This is a genomic window from Draconibacterium mangrovi, assembly GCF_010586825.1.
In the GTDB taxonomy this organism is placed as follows: domain Bacteria; phylum Bacteroidota; class Bacteroidia; order Bacteroidales; family Prolixibacteraceae; genus Draconibacterium; species Draconibacterium mangrovi.
The window spans coordinates 1,148,291-1,161,389 of record NZ_JAAAGB010000001.1; the positions used below are offsets into that span (position 1 = coordinate 1,148,291).

Sequence of the window (13,099 nt, forward strand, 5' to 3'; positions counted from 1 at the left end):
GAAAGTTTTGATTGGGCTACTTTTGCTTTTCGAGTGTAAAATTGAATGTAGTTCCTTGGTCAAGTACACTCCGTACGTTAATAGATTGATTATGAGCTTCGATAATGTGTTTTACAATAGAAAGACCAAGTCCTGTGCCACCTTGTTCGCGCGAACGCGATTTATCGACACGGAAGAAACGCTCAAAAATACGACGAAGGTCTTTTTTGTCGATACCAATTCCGTTATCGGCAACTTCAACAATTATATTGTCTTCTAAATCGTGAAACGAGATGTTTACATATCCGTTTTGTTTGCCATATTTTACGCCGTTAACAATAAGGTTGGTAATCACTTCGAGAATACGCTTTTTGTCGGCACGCACATAAATGGGCCTGTCGGGTTTGTTAATGATCTGCACCGTAATCTGGCTTTCTGATGCTTGCCAGTGCTCCATTTCAATTACTTCTTCAACGGTTTTTACAATATCAAAACGGGTCATGTTTAGCTGCAACTCTCCCGATTCCAGTTTGGTGATCGATTCCAGGTCTTCAACGATCGATACCATCCGGTCGATACTTTTTTCTGTGCGTTTCAGGTAAAGTTTATTAATCTTGGGGTCTTCCAATCCGCCTTCCAAAAGCGTAAGAACATAACCCTGTATATTAAAAATTGGAGTTTTCAGTTCGTGCGATACGTTTCCAACAAAATCTTTGCGGTATTTTTCCAGCTCTTTAAGTCGTTCAATTTCTTTTAATTGCGACTTGGCCCATTCTTCAACTTCGTACTTTACGTTTAGCAGCAAACTGTTTGAGTCGATCTTTTCCTCCATTTTTTTCCCACTCAGCGGTAAATCGCGAATGGTGTTATACAAGGGGCGGATACGATCGATGATGTATTTCTTGATAATGTATAAAATGGAAAAGTAGGCGGCGACAAAAAAGGCCACTGTAGAAATGGTAATAACCAAAATATTCTCGCCAAAGTAGTGTGCCAGCATTGCAATACCGAAAGCCAGCAGGGTTAAAATAATAGCAACCAGAATGGCAAGGAATTTTGAAGAATATGTTCTCATTTAATGTAGTTATGTTATATACTGTCTGTTATTCGAAAATCGAACTTTGCAAATTAAGGTTTCAAATGTCGTATAAAAAAGTGGTTATTAATTGGTTAATGGTAATTTCATGGTTAGTTAATATTTTATTAATATTACAAAACGATTAAACTTTTTACTTGCTTTATATTTGCCGACCTTTATCAAAACCAAAATTGAATGGAAAACTTTTACCTGATTCTCGTAATTGTACTTTTCGCATTAGCTATTTCAGACCTGATTGTAGGGGTTAGTAATGATGCTGTAAATTTTCTTAATTCTGCTGTTGGATCGAAAGCAGCTCCCAAATGGGTGATATTTCTAATGGCCAGTTTAGGGGTGCTAATCGGGGCTACTTTTTCGAGTGGAATGATGGAAGTAGCCCGAAAGGGAATTTTTCACCCGGAGATGTTTGTCTTTTCCGAAATCATGATCATTTTTCTGGCAGTAATGATAACCGATGTTATTCTGCTCGATATGTTCAATACCTTCGGAATGCCTACGTCTACAACCGTTTCCATTGTTTTCGAATTACTTGGGGCTGCTGTAGCCGTATCGGTTGTAAAAATCAAAACAGCGGGGGGCTCGGTATTGATGGAATTGTCGCAATACATCAATTCGAGTAAGGCACTGGCCATTATTACCGGAATATTGCTCTCGGTATTTGTGGCCTTTACGGTTGGAGCTCTCGTGCAGTATTTAACACGTATGTTGTTTACCTTTAAATATCGCGGACCGATGAAATATTTTGGTTCGGCTTTTGGAGGTTTGGCCATTACCGTAATTACCTATTTTATTGTGATAAAAGGTATGAAAGGTTCAACTTTCGCAGGTATTGAGTTAAGCAATGGCGAAACAATTCAGGAGTGGGTAAAACACCATACAGGTTTAATGCTAATCTATAGCTTTGCATTTTGGGTCGTATTTATTCAGTTGCTGAAATGGATTTTTAATATAAAAATATTAAAGGTTGTGGTGCTGGCCGGTACATTTGCGCTGGCTATGGCTTTTGCCGGAAACGATCTGGTAAACTTTATTGGTGTGCCGCTGGCCGGTTTTAATTCGTTCCAGGCCTGGGTTGCACAAGGAGCTACTGATCCGGATACTTTTTCGATGGCAATGCTGGCCGGAAAGGTTGGAACACCAACCTACATGTTACTGATTGCCGGACTGGTAATGATTGTAACGCTGATCATGTCGAAGAAGGCGAAATCGGTTATTGCAACTTCGCTCGACCTGTCGAGACAAAATGAAGGCGATGAGCGTTTTGGTTCGTCGTTTGCAGCCAGGGTAATTGTTCGAGGAGCGACAAAATTTAATAACCGCGTTGCCAATATACTGCCATCGGCATTAACCGGGGGAATAAGTTCTCGTTTCGAACCACATTCGTACGTTAGCGAAGATGATCAGGATCCGCCTTCGTTCGATAAAGTCAGGGCATCGGTAAACCTTGTTGTAGCCAGTATTCTTATTGCAATGGGTACTTCGCTTAAACTTCCGTTATCAACCACCTACGTAACCTTTATGGTTGCAATGGGTACTTCGTTATCCGATCGTGCCTGGGATCGCGAAAGTGCAGTATACCGTATCTCAGGAGTTTTTGCCGTAATAGGCGGCTGGTTTTTAACCGCCTTAATTGCTTTTTCAGTTTCGGGAATTGTGGCTTTACTAATTGCAGTTAGCGGTAAGTTCATGATCTTCGTTTTTGTTGTGGTTGCGATAATTATGGTTATCCGTACACACGCCTTAATAAAAAAACGTGATCAGCTGCAGGCTGAAGAGGATGAAGTTATTGAAGATGCTGATGCACAGGAAGAGATAATTGACAAGAGTTCGAGACAAATGATAAAGGCTGTAAAATCGAGCGATGAGGTGGTTAAAGATGGTATTAATTACTTCTTAAAAGAAGACCGGGCCGGCTTGAAAAAGGTACAGGAAACGTCCAGGAAATTCTCGAAACGGTCGAAACGAAATCGCGACAAGGTTTATTCAACAATTACAAAATTAGCTGAAGGCCCGTTTGATGCCAGTCATTTCTATGTACAAATGATGGAGCATAAACGCGAAATGGCACACGCCGTGCATTTTATGTTGGAGCCAATGATTAAACACATAGAGAATAACCATAAACCGTTTATTGAAGAACAGCATATTGAATTAAAAGATGTTGCAGCTAATATTGATAAGTTCTTTAAATCGGTATTGAAAGATATCGAAGGAAAGACTTTTGACGACATCGATCAAATAATTGAAGAGCGCGACAAGATTCTGGAACAAATTTACAAGATGGAGAAAAACCAGATCAAACGTATTAAAAACAAAATGGTTAATACACGAAACTCTCAGTTGTTCTTTAAACTGATTTCGGAGATGGAGTATTTGTTATTGCACACTATAAACCTGATTAAATCGTACCGCGATTTTATCACAAATACAGTTCAAAAGAATTAAAAATCAATACATAGTATTTTTAAAAGCCGGAATAGTTATTCCGGCTTTTTTATTTTGCGTAATTTGAAATCGATTATTGTTTATTCATATATTGCACCTGAGAGGTGAAAATGTAATCAAAATGTAATCGTTTTGTAACATTAATATTCTGTTTTTGGAACACCTTTGCCGACGATTACAAAATGATTAAAGTTTAAATTGAAATATCTGACAGCATAATTAAAAACGAATAAATGGAAAATTTTTATTTAATTCTGGTGGTCGTTCTTTTTGCTTTGGCAATTTCCGATTTAATTGTTGGAGTAAGTAACGATGCAGTTAACTTTTTAAATTCTGCAATTGGATCGAAAGCTGCACCTAAGTGGGTTATCTTTCTGATGGCCAGTATTGGTGTACTGGTTGGAGCCACTTTCTCGAATGGAATGATGGAAGTAGCCCGAAAGGGGATTTTTCATCCCGATCAGTTTTATTTTGCCGAGATCATGGTCATATTCCTGGCCGTAATGATCACCGATGTAATTCTTCTCGATTTGTTTAACACTTTTGGTATGCCAACATCAACTACGGTAAGTATCGTTTTTGAGTTACTTGGATCTGCCGTGGCAGTTGCTGCCGTTAAAATCAAGGGGATGGGACTTTCGGTAGCAGCCGAATTGTCGAATTACATCAACTCAAGTAAAGCACTGGCAATTATAACGGGTATACTTCTGTCTGTTTTTATTGCCTTTACGATTGGTGCGTTGGTAATGTACATTACGCGTTTTATCTTTTCATTCCGCTATCGCGGGCCAATGAAATATCTTGGATCCTTATTCGGAGGGCTTGCCATTACCGCAATAACCTACTTTATTTTTATTAAAGGAATGAAAGGCTCGTCGTATGCAGGAATCGAACTGGCATCGGGAGAGACCTTGCAGGATTATTTCATGCACAATGTAGGATTTATATTGCTGGTAAGTTTGGGTTTTTGGGTAGTATTTATTCAATTGCTGAAATGGATATTCAATATTAAAATCCTTAAGGTTGTTGTAATGGTTGGTACTTTTGCGCTGGCCATGGCATTTGCCGGAAACGACCTCGTAAACTTTATTGGTGTACCGGTTGCCGGTTTTAAATCGTTTCAGGATTGGATGGCCTCGGGAATGCCTGCCGACCAATTTTCGATGGCAAATCTTGCCGGGAAGAGCACTACTCCTCTTTACATGCTTATTGTTTCGGGGCTGGTTATGGTTATTACTTTAATCATGTCGAAAAAGGCACGCGCGGTTACCGAAACAGAGATTAACCTTAGCCGGCAGGACGCGGGTGATGAGCGATTTGGATCGTCGTTTGCAGCCCGGGTTATGGTTCGCGGATTTACGAACTTCAATAAAAAAGTACAGAAGAATATGCCGCCGGCCGTAAGCAATACGCTAAAATCACGTTTTGAAAAGCATTCCTATTATAACGACGACCCTGACGCACCGGCATTCGACAAAATTCGTGCATCGGTAAACCTGGTGGTGGCCAGTATTCTTATTGCAATGGGTACTTCGCTAAAATTACCGCTTTCTACTACTTACGTAACCTTTATGGTGGCAATGGGTACTTCGTTATCCGATCGCGCCTGGGATCGCGAAAGTGCAGTTTATCGTATTTCAGGTGTGTTTGCCGTAATTGGGGGCTGGTTTTTAACCGCTTTAATTGCTTTCTCGGTGGCAGGATTGATCGCTTTAATTATCTCGTTAAGCGGTAAGTTTATGATTTTCGTATTTGTTGCAGTAGCTGTATTTATGGTCATCAGAACTCAAATACTTTTCCGTAAACGTGCTAAGGCAAAATTAGCCGATGAAGAAGATAATATTGAAGAAGAGGATGAAACAGAAGTTATTATTGCAAAAAGTGCCAAACAAATTCTGAAAGGCCTGGGTAATACCGCCGAAATCCTGGATTTGGGAATGCAAAGCTTTTTAAAGGAAGACAGAGCCGGATTACGAAAAGCAGAAGAAGCTTGTAAGGTGTTGTCGAAAAAGGCTAAAAAGAATAAAGATAAGGTGTTTAAAATTGCAGAGAAGTTAATGGATAACTCGGCAGAAACAACACACTATTACGTGCAGATGATCGAGCATAAACGTGAAATGGCACATGCTGTACACTATATGCTGAGCCCGATGATAACCCATGTGGAAAACAATCACAAACCGTTTACGGAAGATCAGTCGATAGAATTATCATCAACAATTGTCAGTGTAACAGCTATCTTGAAAAAGATATCTAAAATGGTTAAAGAACAGCGCTTTGAAGGTATTGACGCACTGATTAATGAAATTGACCAGGTAATTGAATTGTTACGGAATAACGAAAAACAACAATTTAAACGTGTAAAACAACAGTTGGTGAATACGCGCAATTCGCAATTGTACTTTAAAATTCATACCGAATTAGAAAATCTGTTGCTTCATTCGATTAACCTGGTAAAATCGGAACGCGATTTTATTACGAATACAAGAAACTAGAAATAGTAAAACCTATAAGGAAAAGAGGAGATTTGCAGATCTCCTCTTTTTTTGTGCTTATTGTTAAACAAATATTGCAATTCTATTAACTCCGCTGCCTTTTTATTAATCCCCTTTTAATGGTTCTGCAATCGCTTTCAGAGAGCTAATGGCGAATTTTGAAGCCTATTAAATAACCAAATTCAAAATGAAAAAATTATCTCTCTTACTATTTATTCTGTTGTTTGTCAACGTGTTTAATGCGTTGGCAGAAGGTGAAGACGAAAATGCGGCGAATAAAGGAACCATTGCCGGACGAATTGTTGATACCGATAACCTGCCTCTGCCGGGGGCGGCTATTTTAATTGAAGATTTACAGAAAGGAGCCGTTACCGATGTAAACGGATTTTATCGGATTGTCGCGCTCGACCCGGGCGAGTATAAGGTCAGGGTTTCGTATATCGGGTTTAAAGAAGCGCTTAAAACAGTAACTGTTGCTGTGGGAAAAACCAGTACCCTAAACTTTCAGCTGGAAGCCGGTATCGATATCGAAGAAGTAGTGGTAAACGGTGCATTGCAGGGGCAATCAAAAGCCTTAAACCAGCAAAAAAACAGCATGAACATTACCAACATAATTTCATCTGACCAGGTGGGCCGTTTCCCCGACCAAAATGTTGGCGATGCCTTAAAACGTATCCCCGGAATCAATGTGCAGTACGACCAGGGTGAAGCGCGTTTTGGAAACATCCGCGGTACTTCGCCTGAATACAACTCAGTAGCTATTGATGGCGACCGTATTCCTTCGGCAGAGGCTGAAACCCGTTCTATTCAGCTCGACCTCATTCCTTCGGATATGATTCAAAGTATTGAAGTAAACAAGGTAGTTACGGCCGATATGGATGCCGACGCCATTGGCGGATCGGTAAACCTGGTAACGAAGTCGAATCCTTACTCGCGCCGTATTACGGGTTCGGTTGGCGGTACTTACAATGCACTGCGTGGCAAAGTGGCGCCTAATTTTTCGCTCTTGTACGCCGATCGGTTATTCAATAACAAACTGGGTGTTACACTGGCCGGATCGGTGCAGGATCACATGATGGGTTCCGACGATCTGGAAGCAGAGTGGAACGACGAAGGCATAATGAAAGAAATGCAGGTGCGTACTTACCTCATTGAGCGTTTGCGCCAAAGTTATTCGGGCGCACTTGATTATACTTTTGATGCCAATAATAAAATCGAGGCCAAAGTAATGTACAACCACCGTAACGACTGGGAAAACCGATATCGTGTTGTGTACAAAGATCTGGATGAAGATGTGGCAAAAATTGAACGACAGGTGAAAGGCGGTACCAACAAAGATGCACGTTTGGAAGACCAGCGTACTTATCATTTTTCCTTAGGCGGAGAACACCAGTTTGGCGCCCTTGAAATGAACTGGAAAGGATCGTACTCAAAAGCTAACGAAGATCGCCCGAATGAGCGTTACCTTCAGTACCGTATTAAAGATGTAGAGTTTAGCCAGAATCTTTCGGATACCGAAAAACCACAGGTAATTGTTACTACTCCGGAAGCGCAGGATTTTAACAGCAGCTGGGATTTTGACGAGCTGACTGAAGAACATCAGTATACGGAAGATATCGACAAAAAATTCAAAGTCGACTTTAAACTACCTTTTCAGAACGGAACCAGTGTTATACGTTTTGGTGCCAAGTACAAAGGCAAAAGCAAAAACCGAGATAACGATTTTTACGATTATTCGCCAAACGATGAAGATGCGTTTAATAGCGGTGCATTTAGCAATACCGTTGTTAAAACAAAAAGCGATTTTTTGGCCGGAGATTATATTGCAGGAACTTTTGTTGATGTGAAATATTTAGGTGGATTAGATTTGACTTCAGGCGATTTTGAAGGTGAAGAAAACCTGGAAGAGCTGGCAGGAAACTTTGATGCATCGGAAGATGTAACTGCCGCTTACCTGCGTTTCGACCAGTCGTTTGGCCGTTTGGATCTTGTTGCCGGTGTTAGGATGGAAAATACATCGATCAACTACTCGGGTAAAGAACTGATTTTGGACGAGGAAGGTGATGTGGAGGATTTGGTTGATACCGAGGAGGTAGATAACAACTACACCAATGTGCTGCCATCGTTGCTGTTGAAATACGAGATCGACCGAAACACGAATGTTAAAGCCAGTGTTACCAATACTTTGGCCCGTCCGAAATACATCGACCTGGTACCACGTGTGGAGGTGAATAACGAAGATGTTGAAATTGAAATCGGGAACCCTGATCTTACGCCAACTACATCGTGGAACTTCGATTTAATGGCCGAGCATTATTTTGAGTCAATTGGTTTGGTTTCGGGTGGAATCTTCTACAAAGACATCAGCGACTTTATTGTAAACGGAATTCAGTCGGATTACGAATACCTTGGACAAACCTGGGAGAAATTTACCCAGCCCATAAACGCCGGCGATGCGACCTTGTTTGGTGCTGAAGTAGCTTTTCAGCGTCAGTTCGACTTTTTGCCGGGCTTCCTTCGTCAAACCGGATTTTATGCCAACTATACCTACACCAAATCAACGGTGAGCAATTTCCAGATCGAGGATCGTGAAGATGATGACTTAACTTTGCCCGGAACACCTAAGAATACATTAAATGCATCGTTGTATTACGAAGGCAAAAAACTGTCAGCCCGTTTATCGTACAATTATGCCGGCGACTTTGTGGAAGAATACAGCGACAAGGCTTTTGAAGATGTGTACTACGATCAGGTTTCGTACCTCGATTTTAACACCAGCTATCATTTCAACAAAAACTTTATGCTGTTTGCCGAACTCAATAATATACTAAATACGCCGCTGCGTTATTACCAGGGCGAGTCGCAATACACTTATCAGGCCGAGTACTACGATATTAAAGTAAATTTTGGTCTGAAGTTTAATTTTTAGGAAACGTCATTTCCGCATAGAATAGATTTTAAAAGTTAAAGCTGAGGACACCCTTTGTTGTGTTCTCAGCTATTTACACAAAAACAAAAAACGATGAATTGTACTTGTAATCGTATTTTTTTAGCGAGTGTGTTACTGGCAATTTTGGTAGTAAGTATTGTTGGTTGCGAAATTAACCGCCCCAGCGAGGGTTCGCGTAATGCCGGCGAACACATTAAAAATACTGTTGTTGCGGTAGCCGAAACTGATCCTGTTCCGCAGAGTAAAAACGAAGATTCGGCTGACGACCCCGCCATTTGGGTCGATACAACCAATGTAATGAACTCGTTTACCATCGGTACCGATAAAAAAGGAGGTCTGGCCACCTACGATCTCAACGGGAAACAATTGAATTATTACGCCGATGGCAATATGAATAACTGCGATTTGCGTTACGGATTTCAACTGGGTGATAAAAGAGTTGATGTGCTGGCAGCCAGTAACCGTTCTACGCATTCTATATCCTTGTATGTGGTAAAAAAAGGCGGAGTGCTCGAGGAGGCTCATGCGCGGGTAATTACTTCCAAAATGCAGGATGATGTTTATGGTTTGGGCATGTACCGAAGTGCAAAAACCGGTAACTATTTTGTATTTCTGAATAGCAAAGCCGGTGAAGTGGAACAGTGGCTACTGATTGCCAAAGGTGATAAAATCGATGCCAATCTGGTACGTTCGTGGAGCCTTGGAACACAAACCGAAGGCGTAATTGCCGACGATAAACCCGGAGAGGTTTACATCGGAGAAGAAGTCGCGGGTATTTATAAATTCGATGCTGAACCCGATGACTCTACCGTAGGAAAACTGATTTCGATGAGTACGGAAAAAAATCCGGATATGCACTACGATATTGAAGGACTGGCGATTTATGCCACCGACAGTGTTAATGGTTACCTGGTGGCTTCGTCGCAAGGAAGTTACAGTTACGCTGTTTTCGAACGCCAGGGCGACAATAAGTACCTGGGAAGTTTCCGTATTACTGACGGTGACGTTGATGGCGTGGAAGAAACCGACGGAATTGACATCACGAACATTGCGTTGGGCGCACAATACCCTAAAGGAATGTTGGTGGTTCAGGACGGTTACAACTACGATGGCGAAGAACTGGTAAGCCAGAATTTTAAATACATCTCGTGGGAGGCCATTGAAAAGTTATTTCTAAAACAGAAATAAATCAGCCTGAATAGTTCGGTGAAGATTTTATATGCTATACAAGGCACGGGGAATGGTCATCTGGCGCGAGCCACTGAAATCGTTCCTTTGCTAAAAAAATTAGGAGAAACGGATATCCTTGTGAGTGGAATTCAGGGGGATATCCGTTTGCCATTTCCGGTAAAATACCGGCTTTACGGCTTTAGCTTTATTTTTGGAAATAAAGGTGGTGTAGCCATTTGGAAAACCATTACCAAAGCCCGTATTTTTCGGCTGGTAAACGATATCCACAAAATACCCGTTCACCAGTACGACGTGGTGATTAACGATTTTGAACCGGTAAGTGCCTGGGCCTGCAAACTGCGTAAGAAGACGTGTGTTGGACTTAGCCATCAAAACGCGGTTTTACATTCAAAAGCACCCCGGCCAACAAAAAAGGATGTTTTGGGCGAATGGATTTTAAAACATTACGCACCGGCAACATTTCGTTATGGTTTTCATTTCAAACAATTGGATGAGCACAATTTTGAACCGGTTATCCGCTCTGCTATCCGAAATGCAACTATTACGAATAACGGCCATTATACCGTTTATTTGCCGGCTTTTAGCAATTTGGAAATAGAAAAATTGCTTGGCCCTCATCAATCCATTCGCTGGCAGGTTTTCTCAAAACACTGCCCGAAAAGTTATACCAAAGGCTCCATTCAGTTTAACCCGGTTTCGCTCGAAGAGTTTAACCGGTCGTTTATCGCTTGCTCGGGAATAATGTGCACTGCCGGTTTTGAAACACCTGCCGAAGCATTGTTTATGGGTAAAAAGCTGTGTGTTATTCCCATGAAAAATCAATACGAACAGGCTTGTAATGCAGCCATGCTGGCCGATATGGGAGTCTCGGTAATTCAGAAAACCGGCTCTTGCCACGATATTCTTTCCAACTGGCTACAGTCGGGGCAGGCAATTAAAATTGCATACCCCGATAATACCCAAAGTATTTTAAAGCGGGTAATTCTAGCCATTACTAAATAGTGGTGCCCAAAACAAAGTACGGCTGCTTTATGCGCTAAGTGGTTTTCAAAGGTCTGTTACGCTTCTTTAGCAGGAGACTTTTTGCGTTCGATCCAAAAATAAGCAATGGGCAACACCATAGGGGTTAAAAATATCGCGGTTACCATGGTTGAGGTCATACTTTTAATGGCTGTGAAACCACGTTACATCTGCGGAGCAACAAAGGATGTCATCTTTTCGAAAAGATAGGAAACTATATACACCTCATCACTTTAAATACTTATTTATAAACACTTTAAATTACCCCCCCCCATTTTTAGTTTCTATTGTAATTAACAATAATAGTATTTATTTTAGGTGCTGTTGATTACAAACCTGTTTCTTTAAATTTATGAAACCCAAGCTGTAATTCCACTTGAAAAAACAATCCCGACTGAAGTCGGGACTGCAATACTATTTGTTTAACCGGGAAGTTGGGCGGCAACCCAAAATCCCACAAACTTTGTAAAATTATGAAAAAAATTGTCTGTTTATTTTTAATGGCCGGATTAATTCTGGCAATTAACTCTTGCAACGAATCGGAGCTTGAACAGGAAGAGCTCCTGAAATCTTCCGCTGGCTATGATGAACTTATTGAAAAAGCGGAAACATGGTACATTGATGCACCTGACGAAAATAGTTTTCCGGTCTTAGCTTTTGCCGATGAACTTATTTGGAATCAGGCTATGGTGCACGATGTTGATACTGCTTTTATGATTGAGGTTCCTATAAAATTGAAGAATCGTTACGGATTAGCAGATAAGAATGATAAAACCCAGAATGTTGAGCAACGAATGCTGTTTTGGTATGATGGTTGCGACTTCAAGTCGTATCTAGAATTAATTGTATCAACCGATAAAAAAGAGAATCTGCAGAACATCAAAAAAATTAATTTTGGTAATAAAGAAAATGGATTTACCGGTTCTTTTATTATATCCGATATTTCCAGGAAAAACATCAATGTTTGGAATTATACGGTTCAGGAAGACCAAGCTGTAGAAATGATAACAAAATCAATGCAAATGATCTGTATTTGGCTGGTATGGTATGATGAATTTGGAAATATTACCGAATACATCGATCTCTTGTATTGCTACCCAATTGGTGGTGGAAGTTCATCGGACACTGGTGGAGGTGGAGGTGGTTCTTCAGGTAGCTCACAAAATTTAGGAGAGATATGTAATTGCGAAATATGCTCCAATTGTGGATATTGTATTAAGGATAGTTTTCTTAAGTCTATCCCAAAGCCTGATGAAGGTGAAAGTGGAGAGGAAACGGTATATTGCCCAGAGTGTATTTGCCCTAAGGTTATTGAAGATCCTTCCTTTGAAGATACTAAAGCTGATTGTGTATATGATAAGTTAGTCACATCAAACCAAATGCAACAATTACTAAGCGAATATTTTGGATCTGATACCTACCACGTAACTTATAAAGTCGATTATTGGAGTACCCCTGGAGTAAACAGCACTGATCCAAGTTATGGTTTGGCCAAAGACAACGGTGACAACACTGTTACAATTAAAATCAACTCTTACTATTTTGATGAGGTTGCCCCTGTTACTACCGCAAAAACAATACTACATGAAACAATACATGCATACCTATATCAGGAGGTTAATAAATTGGGCGGTTTAGATAATTTGGAAAATACTACTTTTGAAAATCTGTTTGCTTACTATCAAACTTATGGATATCCTGATTATCAACATGATTACATGTCACAATATTACATCCCAAATATGGCACAAACATTGAGGCAGTATGATAACTATGCTCACGGGATTGATTATTACGAAGCGTTGGCTTGGCAAGGGCTTAGTTATACTTATGGTTGGCAACAGAAAACACAAGCTGAGAAAGATGCTATAAATGCAAAAGTAAATGAAATTAATTCGGGCAATAAAGAATGTAATTGAT

The 13,099-nt window shown here is 40.5% G+C and carries 7 protein-coding genes; 6 read left to right on the top strand and 1 reads right to left on the bottom strand.

Annotation, left to right across the window (positions count from 1 at the left end):
• Positions 1–16 precede the first annotated feature (16 nt).
• Entirely contained in the window at positions 17–1,054 is a 1,038-nt protein-coding gene (locus G4420_RS04705; protein WP_246241542.1) for a sensor histidine kinase, read from the bottom strand.
• Positions 1,055–1,252: 198 nt separating this feature from the next.
• On the opposite strand from G4420_RS04705, the gene G4420_RS04710 reads away from it, so the two are divergent.
• The 6 genes from G4420_RS04710 to G4420_RS04735 all read left to right on the top strand — a co-directional run bounded on the left by G4420_RS04710 (position 1,253) and on the right by G4420_RS04735 (position 13,098).
• Positions 1,253–3,523: an inorganic phosphate transporter gene (locus G4420_RS04710; protein WP_163322402.1), complete on the top strand. Its 2,271-nt coding sequence runs from the start codon at positions 1,253–1,255 to the stop codon at positions 3,521–3,523.
• 233 nt (positions 3,524–3,756) lie between these two features.
• Positions 3,757–6,018 carry an inorganic phosphate transporter gene (locus tag G4420_RS04715; protein ID WP_163322403.1) on the top strand — a complete coding sequence of 754 codons (2,262 nt, stop codon included), beginning with the start codon at positions 3,757–3,759 and terminating at the stop codon, positions 6,016–6,018.
• Positions 6,019–6,205: 187 nt separating this feature from the next.
• Positions 6,206–8,947, top strand: coding sequence for a TonB-dependent receptor (locus G4420_RS04720; RefSeq protein WP_163322404.1), 2,742 nt, complete (start codon positions 6,206–6,208; stop codon positions 8,945–8,947).
• A 93-nt stretch (positions 8,948–9,040) separates the two neighbouring features.
• Positions 9,041–10,156: a phytase gene (locus G4420_RS04725; RefSeq protein WP_163322405.1), complete on the top strand. Its 1,116-nt coding sequence runs from the start codon at positions 9,041–9,043 to the stop codon at positions 10,154–10,156.
• 18 nt (positions 10,157–10,174) lie between these two features.
• Positions 10,175–11,161, top strand: a complete 987-nt coding sequence (locus G4420_RS04730) for a glycosyltransferase family protein (RefSeq protein WP_163322406.1) — start codon at positions 10,175–10,177, stop codon at positions 11,159–11,161.
• Between the two features lie 491 nt (positions 11,162–11,652).
• Positions 11,653–13,098, top strand: a complete 1,446-nt coding sequence (locus tag G4420_RS04735) for a hypothetical protein (RefSeq protein ID WP_163322407.1) — start codon at positions 11,653–11,655, stop codon at positions 13,096–13,098.
• Position 13,099 lies beyond the last annotated feature (1 nt).